The 13895-nt window shown below is 69.9% G+C and carries 17 protein-coding genes; 12 read left to right on the top strand and 5 right to left on the bottom strand.

Annotated elements, in window-relative coordinates:
* Window positions 1-2: 2 nt before the first annotated feature.
* Window positions 3-266 (bottom strand): DUF2249 domain-containing protein, encoded by a 264-nt coding sequence (locus LY625_RS10170; RefSeq protein ID WP_233740089.1) that lies wholly within the window; start codon window positions 264-266, stop codon window positions 3-5.
* A gap of 119 nt (window positions 267-385) precedes the next feature.
* On the opposite strand from LY625_RS10170, the gene LY625_RS10165 reads away from it, so the two are divergent.
* From LY625_RS10165 to LY625_RS10140, 6 genes are all read left to right on the top strand, one after another.
* Complete coding sequence (locus LY625_RS10165; RefSeq protein ID WP_233740088.1) at window positions 386-1207, top strand: type IV toxin-antitoxin system AbiEi family antitoxin domain-containing protein; 822 nt, start codon at window positions 386-388, stop codon at window positions 1205-1207.
* Entirely contained in the window at window positions 1191-2141 is a 951-nt protein-coding gene (locus LY625_RS10160) for a nucleotidyl transferase AbiEii/AbiGii toxin family protein (RefSeq protein ID WP_233740087.1), read from the top strand. The genes LY625_RS10165 and LY625_RS10160 overlap by 17 nt, the downstream gene beginning before the upstream one ends.
* A complete protein-coding gene (locus LY625_RS10155) occupies window positions 2132-2725 on the top strand; it encodes an aminodeoxychorismate/anthranilate synthase component II (RefSeq protein WP_233740086.1) in 594 nt (197 codons plus the stop codon). The genes LY625_RS10160 and LY625_RS10155 overlap by 10 nt, the downstream gene beginning before the upstream one ends.
* 145 nt (window positions 2726-2870) lie before the next feature.
* The gene (gene trpD / locus LY625_RS10150) at window positions 2871-3905 is read left to right on the top strand and encodes an anthranilate phosphoribosyltransferase (RefSeq protein WP_233740085.1); all 1035 of its coding nucleotides are present in this window, start codon (window positions 2871-2873) and stop codon (window positions 3903-3905) included.
* A 52-nt stretch (window positions 3906-3957) separates the two neighbouring features.
* Window positions 3958-4749 (top strand): indole-3-glycerol phosphate synthase TrpC, encoded by a 792-nt coding sequence (gene trpC, locus LY625_RS10145; RefSeq protein WP_233740084.1) that lies wholly within the window; start codon window positions 3958-3960, stop codon window positions 4747-4749.
* Window positions 4746-5531, top strand: a complete 786-nt coding sequence (locus LY625_RS10140) for a haloacid dehalogenase-like hydrolase (protein WP_233740083.1) — start codon at window positions 4746-4748, stop codon at window positions 5529-5531. The genes trpC and LY625_RS10140 overlap by 4 nt, the downstream gene beginning before the upstream one ends.
* A gap of 269 nt (window positions 5532-5800) precedes the next feature.
* On the opposite strand, the gene LY625_RS10135 is transcribed toward LY625_RS10140, so the two are convergent.
* On the bottom strand, window positions 5801-7483 hold the full coding sequence (locus LY625_RS10135) for an AarF/UbiB family protein (protein ID WP_233740082.1): 1683 nt from the start codon (window positions 7481-7483) through the stop codon (window positions 5801-5803).
* Between the two features lie 40 nt (window positions 7484-7523).
* Between LY625_RS10135 and LY625_RS10130 the strand changes: the two genes are divergently transcribed.
* Together LY625_RS10130 and LY625_RS10125 are read left to right on the top strand one after the other, a co-directional pair.
* A complete protein-coding gene (locus tag LY625_RS10130; RefSeq protein ID WP_233740081.1) occupies window positions 7524-8477 on the top strand; it encodes a patatin-like phospholipase family protein in 954 nt (317 codons plus the stop codon).
* Between the two features lie 64 nt (window positions 8478-8541).
* Window positions 8542-8856: an HPF/RaiA family ribosome-associated protein gene (locus LY625_RS10125; protein WP_233740080.1), complete on the top strand. Its 315-nt coding sequence runs from the start codon at window positions 8542-8544 to the stop codon at window positions 8854-8856.
* On the opposite strand, the gene LY625_RS10120 is transcribed toward LY625_RS10125, so the two are convergent.
* Window positions 8850-9473, bottom strand: coding sequence for a hypothetical protein (locus LY625_RS10120; protein WP_233740079.1), 624 nt, complete (start codon window positions 9471-9473; stop codon window positions 8850-8852). The two genes, LY625_RS10125 and LY625_RS10120, sit on opposite strands and share 7 nt — an antisense overlap.
* Before the next feature lie 142 nt (window positions 9474-9615).
* Here LY625_RS10120 and LY625_RS10115 point away from each other — a divergent pair, with 142 nt between their 5' ends.
* Both LY625_RS10115 and LY625_RS10110 read left to right on the top strand, forming a co-directional pair.
* Entirely contained in the window at window positions 9616-10566 is a 951-nt protein-coding gene (locus tag LY625_RS10115) for a cation diffusion facilitator family transporter (RefSeq protein ID WP_233740078.1), read from the top strand.
* Between the two features lie 32 nt (window positions 10567-10598).
* A complete protein-coding gene (locus LY625_RS10110) occupies window positions 10599-11222 on the top strand; it encodes a mechanosensitive ion channel family protein (protein WP_233740077.1) in 624 nt (207 codons plus the stop codon).
* On the opposite strand, the gene LY625_RS10105 is transcribed toward LY625_RS10110, so the two are convergent.
* Window positions 11219-11485 (bottom strand): DksA/TraR family C4-type zinc finger protein, encoded by a 267-nt coding sequence (locus LY625_RS10105; RefSeq protein ID WP_233740076.1) that lies wholly within the window; start codon window positions 11483-11485, stop codon window positions 11219-11221. The two genes, LY625_RS10110 and LY625_RS10105, sit on opposite strands and share 4 nt — an antisense overlap.
* A 130-nt stretch (window positions 11486-11615) precedes the next feature.
* Here LY625_RS10105 and LY625_RS10100 point away from each other — a divergent pair, with 130 nt between their 5' ends.
* The gene (locus LY625_RS10100) at window positions 11616-13157 is read left to right on the top strand and encodes a phospholipase D family protein (protein WP_233740107.1); all 1542 of its coding nucleotides are present in this window, start codon (window positions 11616-11618) and stop codon (window positions 13155-13157) included.
* A 6-nt stretch (window positions 13158-13163) separates the two neighbouring features.
* Here the strand turns inward: LY625_RS10100 and LY625_RS10095 are convergent, their stop codons facing one another.
* On the bottom strand, window positions 13164-13400 hold the full coding sequence (locus LY625_RS10095; protein WP_233740075.1) for a hypothetical protein: 237 nt from the start codon (window positions 13398-13400) through the stop codon (window positions 13164-13166).
* Between the two features lie 187 nt (window positions 13401-13587).
* On the opposite strand from LY625_RS10095, the gene LY625_RS10090 reads away from it, so the two are divergent.
* Window positions 13588-13878, top strand: coding sequence for a hypothetical protein (locus LY625_RS10090; protein ID WP_233740074.1), 291 nt, complete (start codon window positions 13588-13590; stop codon window positions 13876-13878).
* The last annotated feature ends 17 nt before the right edge of the window (window positions 13879-13895 follow it).

The following is a 13895-nucleotide window of genomic DNA, read 5'->3' as shown; positions in this document are numbered from 1 at the left end:
GCTCACTCCCGCACGATGAAATCGATCACGATCGCACCCGGCTCGCGCTGCAGGTAGGCGATCTCCACCTTCTCCCCGAAACGGTCCTGGATCTGCGCCAGCAGCGGAATCGGGTCGTGGTCGTTGACGAAGCGCATCGCCTCGCCCGGCTGCAGCGCGCCCAGCGCACCGAAGATCGCCGAGTGGCGGAAGCGCCGCGCGATGCCGCGCGCATCGAAGGGGTGGGGGGTGTAATCCGGGACCTGCTGGGCGTTGGCGGTCGTCATCTCGTTCTTCCACAGGATGGAACCGCAAGACTGCGCCCGACCCGCGGTGGCCGCGCTGATCCAGATCAGGAACCCGCCTTGCGGGAACCGCGGTTTGAAAAAATTGTATTGTCCTCACCATGAGTGACTCAAATCCGCAAAAGCTGAACCTTCTGATGGAGCGCCTCGGGGACACTGACCTGGTCTCCAGCCGCTGGTTGCGTGCGCACGGGTACTCCAGCAGCCTCGTTGCGCGCTACGTAGGCAGCGGCTGGCTGGTGTCGCCGGCGCGCGGCGTCTACATGAGGAAGGGCGGACGCGTGCAGTGGGAGGGCGTAGTGCGCACCCTGCAGGCCAGAGAATGCCTGTCGCTCCACGTGGGTGGAAGATTCGCGCTGGCCTGGGAGGGATACGAGCACTACCTGCGTCTGGGAGAAGCGCCCACGGTGACGCTCTATGGAATGGATCGCCTGCCCGGCTGGGCGGCCAAGTTGCCGTTGAGCGAGCGTTTCGACTCCTGCGGCAAGGGGCCTTTTGATTTCCCGGTACTTGGCTTCACCCCCGATGTCCCGAGGCAGGCCCTTCTTGATCAAGGCCTTGAGCGGCGCACGAACGTGCAGGGCGTAGAAGGCATCGTCTGCTCCACTCCCGAACGGGCAATCCTGGAACTGTGCGATGCGCCGCCGAAGGCGGCGCTGGTCTATGAGATCGATGCCCTGCTGCAGGCCATGGCCACCCTGCGGCCCAAACGGCTGAGCGTGCTGCTGCGCCATTGCCACAGCATCAAGGCCAAGCGCTTGTTCCTCGCCCTGGCCGAACGCCATCACCATTCCTGGCTGGATCACCTCGCGCTCGACGGCGTCGAGCTTGGCAGCGGGAAGCGCTCGCTGGTACCCGGCGGGCGCCTGCATCCCACCTATCAAATCACCATCCCGGGAGATCTGGATGAGCACCTGGGATAGCCGGTACGCCGAGCGGGTCCAATTGCTGGTGGACATCTTGCCGGTACTGGCGCAGGAGCCGCGCTTTGCGCTGAAAGGTGGCACCGCCATCAACTTGTTCGAGCACGATCTCCCACGGTTGTCGGTCGATTTCGACCTGGTCTGGTTGCCTGTTGGGGCCTTTGCCGAGGACGCAGCCCGGATCGCGTCCGCACTTGAAAGACTGGCAGGCTTGCTGCGTAACCGTCCGCTCGGCTTGCAGGTACAGACGTCGGCAGGCGGGGGCGCACAGGCTGTCATGTCACGCCTGATTGCAAGTCGTGGCCGCGCTCGCGTGCAGATCGAAACCACACCGGTGATGCGGGGAGCGGCGCACCCGGTACGCGCAATGACGGTTCGGCCGAAGGTGGAAGAAGCCTTTGGCTTTGCTTCCGCACAAGTGCTGGATTTCGCCGATCTCTATGCCGGAAAGCTGGTTGCCGCACTGTCACGACAGCATCCCCGGGATCTGTTCGACATCGGCTTGTTGCTGGCGGATCCGCGAACTGACGAAAGGCTCTGGCGCACCTTCCTCGTATATCTCACCTGCAGTCCCAAGCCGGCATGGGAAATCCTGGCGCCACGGGATCCGGTGGACTTCGAGGCGATGTTCAACGCCCATTTCAAGGGCATGACTGCTGAGCCGACGAGTGCGGCTCACCTGTTGGAGAACCGTGCCCAGCTCCTGCAGCGCATCGACGGCTGGCTGGATGAACCCTCGCGAGCCTTCCTCTGGTCCGTAGAGCGTGAACACCCGGATTTTGGACTGATTGGATTGCCTGATGCCGCAGAGCTGCCCGGAGTACGCAGGAAGCTGCAAAACCTCGCGCGGCGTTCCGGGAAAAAGCGGGAAGCCGATCATTGCCGGCTTGACGAAGTGCTGCAGCGGACAATGGGGATGACAGCGTGCTCTTGATGATCGACAACTACGACAGCTTCACCTTCAACCTCGTGCAGTACCTGCAGATGCTCGGGGCCGAGGTGAAGGTCGTGCGCAACGACGAGCTCACGGTCGAGCAGGTCGAGCGGCTGGCCCCGGAGCGCATCGTGATCTCCCCGGGGCCGTGCACCCCCAACGAAGCCGGCATCTCGCTGCAGCTGGTCGAACGCCTTGGCCCGCGCACTCCGATCCTGGGCGTGTGCCTGGGCCATCAGGCGATTGGCCAGGCCTATGGCGGCCAGGTGGTGCGCGCGAAACGGATCATGCACGGCAAGACCTCCCCGATCCGCCACCGCGGGCAGGGCGTGTTCGCCGGCCTCCCCGACGGCTACGAAGCCACGCGCTACCACTCCCTGGTGGTCGCCCGCGACAGCGTCCCCGACTGTCTGGAGATCACCGCCTGGACCGAGGCCCCCGCCGACGACTCCGGCGTCCCCGTGTTCGACGAGATCATGGGCCTGCGCCACCGCGAGCACCCCGTCGAAGGCGTCCAGTTCCACCCCGAATCCATCCTCACCGAACACGGCCACGCCCTGCTGCAGAACTTCCTCGACTCCTGATACGTCATTGCGCGGTCCCGTCCGTCATTCCCGCGTACGCGGGGATGACGGGCACCAGACATCCCCCAATCGCTCCCACTCGTTCCTCACTCCTCTTAACTCGTTCCTCGCTCCACCCCACTCCTCTCAACTCGTTCCTCGCCCTATGCCTATCTCCCCCCAGGAAGCCCTCCAACGCACCATCGAGCACCGCGAAATCTTCCACGACGAGATGGTCGAGCTCATGGGCCAGATCATGCGCGGCGAGGTCAGTCCGCTGATGACCGCGGCGATCATCACCGGCCTGCGGGTCAAGAAGGAGACCGTCGGCGAGATCGCCGGCGCGGCGCGGGTGATGCGCGAGTTCGCCCGCCGGGTCGAGGTCGCCGACCGCCGCCACCTGGTGGACATCGTCGGCACCGGCGGCGACGGCGCCAACACCTTCAACATCTCCACCGCCTCGACCTTCGTCATCGCCGCCGCCGGGGGCCGGGTGGCCAAGCACGGCGGGCGCAGCGTGTCGTCGAGTTCGGGCAGCGCCGACGCCTTCGAAGCACTGGGCGCGGCGATCGAGCTGGAGCCGCTGCAGGTCGCCGAATCCATCGCCCGCACCGGCATCGGCTTCATGTACGCCCCGGCCTACCACCCGGCGATGAAGGTGGTCGCCCCTATCCGGCGCGAGATGGGCGTGCGCACGCTGTTCAACATCCTCGGCCCGCTGACCAACCCGGCCGGCGCGCCCAACATCATGATGGGCGTGTTCCACCCCGACCTGGTCGGCATCCAGGTACGCGTGCTGCAGAAGCTCGGTGCCGAGCGCGCGCTGGTGGTCTGGGGCCGCGATGGCATGGATGAGCTGTCGCTGGGCGCCGGCTCGCTGGTGGGCGAACTGCGCGACGGCAGGGTCCGCGAGTACGAGGTCCACCCGGAGGACTTCGGCATCGCCATGGCCGCCAGCCGCAACCTGGCCGTGGCCGGCCCGGCCGAGTCCAAGGCGATGGTGCTGGAGGCGATCGAGGGCCGCGAAGGCCTGCCGCGCGAGATCGTCGCCCTCAACGCCGGCGCGGCCCTGTACGTCGCCGGCGTCGCCGAGGACATCGCCGATGGCATCGACCGCGCCCGCAAGGCCATCGCCACCGGCGCGGCGAAAGCCAAGCTCGACCAGTTCGTCGCCACCACCCGCGAACTCGCGGGACAATAGCCGCCCACTCCGTCATTCCCGCTTCCGCGGGAATGACGGGCATGAGAGACCCATGACCGACATCCTGCAGAAGATCCTCGACCGCAAGCACGAGGAAGTGGACCAGCGCAGCCGCATCCGCTCGCTCGACAGCATCCGCGCGCGCGCCGCGCAGCAGTCGCCGACCCGCGGCTTCACCGCCGCGATGCGCCGCAAGGTCGACGCCGGCGAGGCCGCGGTGATCGCCGAGGTCAAGAAGGCGAGCCCGTCCAAGGGCCTGATCCGCAAGGATTTCGACCCGGCGGCGATCGCCCGCAGCTACCAGGCCGGTGGCGCCGCCTGCCTGTCGGTGCTGACCGACGTCGACTTCTTCCAGGGCAGCAACCGCTACCTGGACGAGGCCCGCGAGGCCTGCACGCTGCCGGTGCTGCGCAAGGATTTCATCGTCGATCCCTACCAGGTCTACGAGGCCCGGGTGATCGGCGCCGACTGCGTCCTGCTGATCGTCGCCGCGCTCGAGGACGGGCCGCTGGTGGAGATGTCCAACCTCGCCCACGAGCTCGGCATGGACGTGCTGGTCGAGGTCCACGACATCGACGAGCTCGAGCGCGCGCTGCAGGCAGATTGCGACATGGTCGGCATCAACAACCGCAACCTGCGCGACTTCAGCGTCTCGCTCGACACCACCCTGCAGCTGCGCGACGCCGTGCCGCCCGACCGGCTGCTGGTCACCGAGAGCGGCATCGCCAGCCGCGCCGACGTGCAGCGCCTGCGCGCCGCCGGCATCGACGCCTTCCTGATCGGCGAGGGCTTCATGCGCGAACGCGACCCCGGCGCCGCCCTGCAGGGTATGTTTGCCGGATGACTGCGCAGAAGACCGCCCCGGACGGCGGACAGGTCGCGACCGCCGGCGGGGACAAGGCCGGCCCGGACGCCCCGCTGGTGGTGTTCGACTTCGACCACACCCTTTACGACGGCGATTCCGGCGGGCACCTGTTCAAGTGGCTGGTGCTGTGCGACTGGTGGCGGACCGTGCTGGCGGCGCTGATTGCCCCCGTGTTCGGCCCGATGATCGCCTTCCTGCCGACCCGGCGCGTGGGCATTTCCGGCTTCGTCTGGGCCGGCACCGTCGGCCTGCGCGGGCCGAAGGCCCTGGACGCGCGCATCGACCGCTACGTCGCCCTGCACGAGGACGAAATCCGCGGACGCCTGCTGCCACTGGCGCTGGAGGTCCTGGCCCGCCACCGCGAAGCCGGCGACCGGGTAGTGGTCGCCACCGGCGCGCCGCCGGAACTGGCCCGCGCGATCCTCGCCTTCGTCGCCCACCAGGACCTGCCCGTGGTCGGCACCGCCGTCGGCCCCCGCCTGGGCGGCATCGTCGCGGTGCGCCACTGCCACTTCCGCATGAAGATGACCATGCTCCGCGAAGCCGGCTTCACCGGCCCGGTGGTGCGCGCCTACTCCGACAGCAGCGCCGACCTGCCCCTGCTGATGGAGGCCGCCGAACCGGTGGTGGTCAACCCCAAGGCCGAGCGCGTCGACATGTTCCGCGAGGTGCTGCCGGCGGGCACGCCGATCCTCAACTGGGGCTGCCCGGACCGCGGGGGCGCCGCCGCCGACCCTGTCGATCCAACCCGGACGGCCTGAGCCCTCCTCACCCGCCATCCCCTCGCACGCGGGGAGCCATGGCCGCGGTGTCGTATCCGGAAGGCGTACCTCCGAAGCCATCGCCAACTGTCCGGAGCCGGCTGTCGTGGGGGAGAGGCCGCCCGACTTCAAAAAGGGCCGAAGGCCCGTCAGGAGGGCGGCCTCTCCCCCACGACAGCCGGCTCCCCCGCGAAGGTCCCGAAGGACCACGCACCCTCCCGACAAACCCCAAGCCCATGGATCCCCGCGTGCGCGTGGATGACGGGCCGCTACTTGCCGCCGCCGCTGCGCCAGATGGAGAAGACCAGCCACGCACCCGCGATCGCCGCACCGACGAAACCCAGCAACCCGAACAGCGGCAGCCCCAGCAGGGTCGGGCCGCCCTTCACCGTCAGCGCGATCGAGGAACCCACGATCAGCGCCGCCAGCACCACGCCCACCGTCAGCCGGTTGGCGGAGTGCTCGACCTGCGCGCCGAAGCGCTGCAGGTGGTCGATGTCGACATGCAGCTTCAGGCTGCCGGCGCGCGCCGAACGGACCAGCCGCCTGAGGTCGCGGGGCAGGCTGGCCAACAGGCGCGCGGTGTCGCCCATCGCACGCATGCCCTCGCGCGCCAGCCGCACCGGCGAGTACTGCCGGGTCATCGCATCGCGCAGGAAGGGCTCGGCCTCGGCGGCCATGTCGAAGTCGGGGTCCAGCTTGCGGCCCAGCCCCTCCAGGGTCACGAACACCTTGACCAGCAGCGCCAGATCGGCCGGCAGCACCAGCTGGTTGGCGCGCAACAGGGCGGTGACGTCCAGCAGCATCGCCGACAGGTCGAGCTGGCCCAGCGGCACGCCATGGAAGCGGTCGAGCAGGTTGTCGACATCCTGCAGCAGCAGCTCCTCGCCCTCGCCGGGCCGGCGGCTCCAGTCCAGCAGCAGGTCGGCGACCCGCTCGGCGTCGCGGCGGACCAGGGCGTCCAGCAGCGCCACCACTTCCGCCCGCCGCTGGTCGCCGAGCCGGCCGACCATGCCGAAGTCGATCAGCCCGATCCGGTTGTCCGGCAGCACCAGCACGTTGCCCGGATGCGGATCGGCATGGAACAGGCCGGTCGAGAACATCATCCGCAGCACCATCCGGGCCCCGCGGCGGGCCAGCAGCCTGCGGTCCAGCCCGGCCGCGTCGAGCGCCTCAACCTCGCCCACGCCGATGCCGTCGAGGAAGTCCTGCACGTTGACCTGCTCGCTGGTGAACTCCCAGTGGACCCGCGGCACCACCAGGTCGGTGCAGTCGGCCAGGTCGGCGACGATGCGCTCGGCGTGGCGGCACTCGGCGGCGAGATCCAGCTCGCGCGCGAGCGAGGCGCGGAACTGGCGGACCATCGCCCGAGGCTGGAACTGCCGCAGCTCCGGCAGGTGGGTCTCCAGCGCCCGGGCACCGCGCTGCAGCAGGCGCATGTCGGCCTCGACCACCCTGCGGATGCCCGGGCGACGGATCTTGACCACCACTTCGCTGCCGTCGTGCAGCACGGCGCGGTGGACCTGGGCGATGGAGGCGGCTGCCAGCGGCTTGCGCTCGAAGCGGGCGAAAGCCTCGTCGGGCCCGGTGCCCAGCGCAGCGACGAGCGCGGCGTGCACCTGCTCCCAGGGCACCGCGGGCACCTGGTTCTGCAGCTTGCCGAACTCGGCGATCCAGTCCGGCGGGAACAGGTCGACGCGGGTGGCCAGCACCTGCCCGAGCTTGACGAAGGTCGGACCCATCTGCTCCAGCGCGCAACGCACGCGCACCGGCGCCGGCAGTTCCACCAGGGCCTCCAGCCCACCGGTCGGCAGCACGCTCCCGGCCCGGCGCAGCAGGCGGCCCAGGCCCAGCCGGCGCACGACGTCGCCGAACCCGTGGCGGATCAGGATCGACGCGATCTCCTGCAGACGGCCCAGGTCGCGCGTCGCGGCGAGGCGTTCCACCAGCATGGCCGGTCTCCCTTGTGTGCCGGTACCCTAGCACCGGTACATGGCCATGGATGCAGACACGATGAGCGACCGGCGCATGCCGCGTATCGGCCTCGCCCTGGGCGGGGGCGCGGCCCGGGGCTGGGCGCACATCGGGGTGATCCGCGCCCTGGAGGACGCCGGCATCAGGCCCGACGTGGTGGCCGGCACCTCCATCGGTGCGCTGGTGGGCGGGGTCTATGCCGCGGGGCGGCTGGACTGGCTGGAGGAGTGGGTCGGTGCGCTGGCCAGGCGGGAAGTGTTTTCGCTGCTGGACTTCAGCCTGGGCGGCGGGATGATCCGCGGCGAGAAGCTGATGGCTTTCCTCGGCGCCCAGCTCGGGAACTGCCGGATCGAGGACCTGGAGCGCGAGTACGCCGCCACCGCCACGGTGCTGCAGACCGGTGCCGAGGTCTGGCTGCGCTCCGGCCCGCTGCTCGATGCCGTGCGCGCTTCAATCGCCCTGCCCGCCCTGCTGCCGCCGGTGGCCCGCGGCGAGCAGCTGCTGGCCGATGGCGGCCTGGTCAATCCGGTGCCGATCTCGGTGGCGCGGGCGATGGAGGCGGACGTGGTGATCTCGGTCGACCTGGCCAGCGACATCCTCGGACGCACCCTGCAGCCTCCGGAACCCCGGAGCGGCAGCGACTTCATGCAGTGGCTCGGCCACCTGCTCCCCGGCTCCGGCACCGGTGCCTGGTCCCCGTCGATGCTCAGCGTGGTGACCGCCAGCATCGACATCATGCAGGTGCGGATCACCCGCAGCCGGATGGCCGGGGATCCGCCGGACATCGCCATCGCGCCACGGATCGGCCACATGGGGATCATGGACTTCCACCTGGCCGCCGATGCGATCCAGGCCGGGCGGGATGCGGTCGCGCTGGCCATGCCGGCCCTGCGCGCCAGCGGCCTGGCCGCGCAGCCGGACCACCAGCCCGGGGTGGCCTTGAGCACCGCAACGCCGCACCCGCAGGCGTGACGGTCACGGCCAGCCGACACCCCCGCGACTAGATTCGACTGCGGCAACGCACGCGAGGGAATCCATGCAGATCCACGTCAACACCGACAACCACATCGATGGCCACGAGGCGCTCCAGGCACGCGTGGAGGAGATGATCCAGCAATACCTGGGACACCACGCCACGACCCTGACCCGCATCGAGGCCTACCTCTCGGACGCCAACTCGATCAAGCCGGGCGAGCAGGACAAGCAGTGCTCGCTGGAGGCCCGGCCCAGCGGCGCCGACCCGGTGGCGGCGAGCCACAAGGACGAGACCATGGAGGCCGCCATCCGTGGCGCCTGCCAGAAGCTGCGCAAGCAGCTGGAGGAGCTGGCCGAGCGGCGCCGGGGCTACTGAGCCTGCCCGACCGGCTGGCCGTCCGGCCCGATCAGGTGCCAATGGCCCCACTGGTCCTGCACCTCGACGCCGGCGGTCCCGCCGGCGCCGGTATCCGCCGCATAGCGGTAAAGGGGGTGCCCGTCGTAGGCGATCTGGCGCTGGCCGTCGGGCCGGGTGACCGTACCGATCATGCCGGCCTGGAGCCCGGCGCTGGCACCGGGCATGGTGTCGCCGGCCAGGAACGGAGGCCAGGCACGGGTGCAGTCACCGGTACAGGCACTGCCGTCGGTGTCGCCTTCGACGTAGTAGAGCGCCGAGCCCGCGCTGTTGGTCAGGTACGGCCCCCCCGCGCCCTCTTCGGCCACCGCCAGCGGCGCATCGCCCATGGCCGCCGGACGCTGCGCATTGCCGGTTTCGTTGCCGGCGATCGCGTCCACCGTGCTGCCAGGATCCGGATCGGGCCGGCGGCCCTCCGCCCCGGCACCCAGCCGCTGGCCATCGCCGGCGGCATTGACGCCGTCGGGCTGGCGGCTGGTGTCGGTGCCCGCCGCGCCGCCGTCGTCCGCACCCGGTCCGCAGGCGCTCAGGGACACGGCCGCAAGCGCCGCGCACAACAGGGTCGTGGTGTTTCGCATATTGCCGCTCCAGGGAGGCGCCGGTGGCGCGATGAGCGGATCGTCCTCCCGCGCACGTCAAAGCGGCGGCAAGCCCCTCCACGCCTGCTTCATGGTCGCATCCGGAGCATCGCGCCCACGCCCACCCGGATAACCAGCCCACATGGCGCAGCGGGAAAGCAGGAAGGTCGTCATCGCGGCATTGCTCGGCAATGCCGCAATCGCGGTGGTGAAGTTCATCGCCGCGGGCATCACCGGCAGCTCGGCGATGCTCAGCGAGGGCGTGCACTCGCTGGTCGACACCTGCAACCAGCTGCTGATGCTGTACGGCATGCACAGGGCCGGCCGCCCGGCTGATGCCAGCCATCCGTTCGGCTATGGCCGGGAGCTGTATTTCTGGGCCTTCATCGTGGCCCTGCTGGTGTTCGCGCTTGGCGCGGGCGTGTCGATCTACGAGGGCATCACGCACATCCGGGCCCCGGCACCGATGCGCTCGCCGGTGGTGAACTACGTCGTGCTGGGTGCCTCGCTGCTGTTCGAAGGCTATTCGTGGTCGGTCGCGCTCAGGGCGTTCCGCAAGGCGAAGGGCAGCCTGGGGTGGTTCGAGGCGTTCCGGCGCAGCAAGGACGCAAGCACGTTCACCGTGCTGTTCGAGGACAGCGCGGCGCTGATCGGCCTGCTGATCGCCCTGGTCGGCGTCACCGCCGCACACCTGACCGGTGACGCCCGCCTGGACGGGGTGGCCTCGATCGGCATCGGCCTGGTACTGGCGGTCGCCGCGATGCTGCTCGCGCGGGAAACCAAGGGCCTGCTGCTGGGCGAGGCCGCCGATCCCCGGATCTGCCAGACCATCATGGAGGTGGCCGGCGCCGATCCCGACCTGCGCAACGCGAACGGCGTGATCACCCAGCAGGTCGGGCCGGAAACGATCGTCGCCGCGCTCAGCGCCGAATTCGAGGACGCCCTCGATACGCCCCGGATCGAGGCCTGCGTGAACCGCATCGAGGCGGCGGTGCGCGAGCGCCACCCGGAGATCGTCGCCCTGTTCGTCAAGCCGCAGACCCCCGGGACCTGGCGCAGGCGGATCCAGCGCCTGGAGCGGACACGCGGCTAGACTGGCGGCCTGCCCCCACTCGTCCGCACCACATGAGAGAAAACCTTCCAGCCTGGATGCACGCCTGGATCGACGTCGCCATACCGGTCGCGCAGGTGCTGCTGATCCTGGTGGTGGCCTGGGCCCTGGCGCGCGTCTCGTCACGGCTCATCCGCGAAAGCGCGGTGCGCTACGAACTGCCGCCACAGCTGGCGATCGGAGGGCGGCGGCTCCTGCGCTTCGTCATCTACGGGGCGGCGTTCCTGCTGGTCCTGGAGCGGCTCGGCGTTTCGGCGACGGTGCTGTGGACCGCCTTCACCGGCTTCGCGGCGGTCGGCGCGGTGGCGTTCTTCGCCGCCTGGAGCGTGCTGTCCAACATCTTCTGCACGGTCCTGATCCTGACCACCCGTCCCTTCCGCCTCTACGACTACGTCGAGTTGCTGGAGAACGGCGAAAAGCCGGGCCTGCGCGGGCGCATCGTCGACATCCGGCTGGTCTACACCATCCTCCAGGAGACCGGCGGGGAAAGCGAAGGCACCACCCTGCAGGTCCCCAACAACCTGTTCTTCCAGCGCACCGTGCGGCGCTGGCACGGAATGCCGCCGCCACGCCCGGCACCGAACCTGGACACGCCGGAGCCGGCGAAGCCCGCACTGCTCGAGCTGCCCGAGGCCTAGCGCAGCTGGCTGTCCTTGCTGCCGCGGCGGTTGTAGCCACCGCCGGCGGCGGCCTCGCGGTCGGCGGCCTCCTGGCAGGCGATGCACAGGCGCACCCCCGGCACGGCATCGCGTCTGGCCCTGGGAATCTCCGTATCGCATTCCTCGCACCGGGCCAGTCCCGGGCCCTGCCCCAACCGGCTTCGGGCGCGCTTGATCGCGTCCGACACCGTCGCGTCGATCTGGTCCTGTACCGCGCCGTCACCGGCCCAACCGGTCGCCATGGCGGATCTCCTGGAACACGTGCCGTCACAGGCGCACAGGATACCCCGCCGGCGCTGAATCGCCCGCGGGTGCTAGGCTGCGCACGCCGCCGGGGGCGGCTGGAGGCGAGGGAACCGGATGACACGCGCGATGCGCTGGCTGTGGCTGGGCCTGCTGGTCCCGGTGCTGCTGGTCGGCAGTGGCCTGCTGCTGGCCGACCACCTGACTCCGCCCGCCACCGGCGCGCCCGCCCACGCGCTGCCACCGGTGCCGGACCAGACCCCCATCGATCGTGAACTGGCGCCGTTGCTGGCGCGCGAACCCGGCCGTACCGGCGTCCTGCTGCTGTCCGACGGGCTGGACGCCTTCGCCGCCCGGGCGATGGCTGCCCGACGCGCAGGACGCAGCCTGGACCTGCAGTACTACATCTGGAACGACGACTTCACCGGCCGGCTGCTGGCCCGCGAGGTCCACGCCGCCGCCGAGCGCGGGGTCCGGGTCCGCCTGCTGCTGGACGATCTCAACGCACGGGGCCTGGATCCGAAATGGCTGGCGCTGGACGCCCACCCGCTCATCGAGATCCGGCTGTACAACCCGTTCCGCAACCGCGGGGGCATCTGGCGGCTGGTGGAAATGGTGCAGCGGGTCTTCAGCATCAACCACCGCATGCACAACAAGGCCTGGATCGCCGATGGCCGGGTGGCGGTGGTCGGCGGGCGCAACATCGGCGAGGAGTACTTCGCCGCCGACGCCGAGGTGAACTTCCGCGACCTGGACCTGCTGCTGTTCGGGCCCGCGGTCGAGCAGGCGTCGACGATCTTCGACGGCTTCTGGAACAGCGACGCGGTGGTTCCCATCGCCGCCCTGCACCGCATGACCCCGCAGGAGCTCCGGCAGGCGGTCAATGGCCTGGAGGACGAAGCCGGCCTGGAGCGCGCATCGCCGTACCTGCGGCGCGTCGTCGGCTCACGCGGGATGATCGACTACCACGCCCGCGCGCTCGAGCCCTTCTGGACCGGGCGCCTGCTGGTCGCCTCCGACCCGCCGCGCAAACGCGGTGGCGACCGCGACCGGTGGCTGCTGGCGCGCCTGATGCCGCTGCTGGCCGATGCACGTGCTTCGGCGTGGCTGATATCGCCCTACTTCGTCCCGGGGGAGGCCGGCACCGCCGGCCTGCTTGCGCTGGTCGAACACGGGGTGCAGGTCGGCGTGGCCACCAATTCGCTGGCCGCCAACGACGTCGCGGCGGTGCACAGCGGCTACATGCGCTACCGCGTGCCATTGCTGCGTGGCGGTGTGCAACTGCACGAACTGCGCGCCAGTCCCGCCCAGGGCAATGCCGGCCTGCTGGGCAGCAGCGGAGCCAGCCTGCATACCAAGGCCTTCGTCGTGGACGGCCGGTTCGGGTTCGTCGGCTCCTTCAACCTCGACCCGCGTTCGGCCAACCTCAACACCGAGATGGGGGTGCTGTTCGACGATCCCGCCATTGCAGCCGCGGTGAAGGCCGAGTACGACCGTCTGGTCGCCCCGGAACAGAGCTACGAAGTGGTACTTGCCGCCGATGGCGGGCTGCGCTGGCGCGACGCCACCGCCGATCCGCCATTGATGCTGGACCGGGAGCCGCACGCCCCGGCCTGGCTGCGGGCCACCACCCGGGTGCTGGGCTGGCTGCCGCTGGAGTCGCAGCTCTAGGCAGGCTCAGCCGCTGCAGCTGCCGCAACACACCGACGGTTGCAGCACCACGTCTTGCGGCGTGACCGCGTGTCCATGCCCGGCGAGCACCCGGGCGATGTCCCGCGCGTCGGCCGAGGTCGCCACCCGCAGGACGCCGCCGGCACCCAGGTCGGCCACGGCGGCGGGATCGAGGTCCAGCAGGCCATCCTCGATGGCGTCGATGTCGACCCCGGCAGCCGGCAGTTGCACGTGGAATTCCATGATGGATGCCTCCTGATGCTGTCCGCCATGTTGCGCCCGGCGCGCGCCGGCGGCACTGACGTGGGTCAATCCAGCCGCGGTCGCGGGGGGTGCGGGGATGTCACGCTGCCTTGCCTACTTGGCGGCCACAGTGCGCCAGGCAGACGCATACGACGCGGAGCGTACGCACGCTCCACAGGAGGACTCGATGGACGAACGGATCGAACCCGGCTACATGGTCTTCGTGGCGGACGGCGAGATGGGCGTGGCCGCCGTGCGCGAGGTGCGCGACAACGAGCTGGTGATCAACATCCAGAACGGCGGCGACTTCACCATTCCCCGCACCGCGGTGCGCGCCGTGCACGAGAAAAAGGTGGTGCTGGACCTGCAGGCGCTGTCGCCCGAGGTCTGCGAGGCACTCGACCACGTGCACGACGACGAGTACCGCCGCTACCGCACCGTGGACCCGGAGGCCGGCACGCCGAAGGCTGTCGACTGACGGCCCGCCGCAGCGCT

Origin of the sequence: Lysobacter sp. GX 14042 (assembly GCF_021390425.1) — a bacterium.
Classification (GTDB): domain Bacteria; phylum Pseudomonadota; class Gammaproteobacteria; order Xanthomonadales; family Xanthomonadaceae; genus Novilysobacter.
Note: the sequence above shows the minus strand (reverse complement) of the source record. Positions and strands in the feature narration are given on the sequence as shown.

What these genes read in the sequence shown, in the direction of transcription:
- LY625_RS10135 (WP_233740082.1), bottom strand. Translation starts at nt 7,483, where the DNA reads ATGCTGGTGGAACGCCTCGCCGCGACGCGCGACCTGGGCCGTCTGCAG.
- LY625_RS10170 (WP_233740089.1), bottom strand. Translation starts at nt 266, where the DNA reads ATGACGACCGCCAACGCCCAGCAGGTCCCGGATTACACCCCCCACCCC.
- LY625_RS10140 (WP_233740083.1), top strand. Translation starts at nt 4,746, where the DNA reads ATGACTGCGCAGAAGACCGCCCCGGACGGCGGACAGGTCGCGACCGCC.
- LY625_RS10165 (WP_233740088.1), top strand. Translation starts at nt 386, where the DNA reads ATGAGTGACTCAAATCCGCAAAAGCTGAACCTTCTGATGGAGCGCCTC.
- LY625_RS10110 (WP_233740077.1), top strand. Translation starts at nt 10,599, where the DNA reads ATGAGAGAAAACCTTCCAGCCTGGATGCACGCCTGGATCGACGTCGCC.
- LY625_RS10130 (WP_233740081.1), top strand. Translation starts at nt 7,524, where the DNA reads ATGGCCATGGATGCAGACACGATGAGCGACCGGCGCATGCCGCGTATC.
- LY625_RS10120 (WP_233740079.1), bottom strand. Translation starts at nt 9,473, where the DNA reads ATGCGAAACACCACGACCCTGTTGTGCGCGGCGCTTGCGGCCGTGTCC.
- LY625_RS10125 (WP_233740080.1), top strand. Translation starts at nt 8,542, where the DNA reads ATGCAGATCCACGTCAACACCGACAACCACATCGATGGCCACGAGGCG.
- trpD (WP_233740085.1), top strand. Translation starts at nt 2,871, where the DNA reads ATGCCTATCTCCCCCCAGGAAGCCCTCCAACGCACCATCGAGCACCGC.
- LY625_RS10090 (WP_233740074.1), top strand. Translation starts at nt 13,588, where the DNA reads ATGGACGAACGGATCGAACCCGGCTACATGGTCTTCGTGGCGGACGGC.
- LY625_RS10095 (WP_233740075.1), bottom strand. Translation starts at nt 13,400, where the DNA reads ATGGAATTCCACGTGCAACTGCCGGCTGCCGGGGTCGACATCGACGCC.
- LY625_RS10115 (WP_233740078.1), top strand. Translation starts at nt 9,616, where the DNA reads ATGGCGCAGCGGGAAAGCAGGAAGGTCGTCATCGCGGCATTGCTCGGC.
- LY625_RS10160 (WP_233740087.1), top strand. Translation starts at nt 1,191, where the DNA reads ATGAGCACCTGGGATAGCCGGTACGCCGAGCGGGTCCAATTGCTGGTG.
- trpC (WP_233740084.1), top strand. Translation starts at nt 3,958, where the DNA reads ATGACCGACATCCTGCAGAAGATCCTCGACCGCAAGCACGAGGAAGTG.
- LY625_RS10105 (WP_233740076.1), bottom strand. Translation starts at nt 11,485, where the DNA reads ATGGCGACCGGTTGGGCCGGTGACGGCGCGGTACAGGACCAGATCGAC.
- LY625_RS10100 (WP_233740107.1), top strand. Translation starts at nt 11,616, where the DNA reads ATGCGCTGGCTGTGGCTGGGCCTGCTGGTCCCGGTGCTGCTGGTCGGC.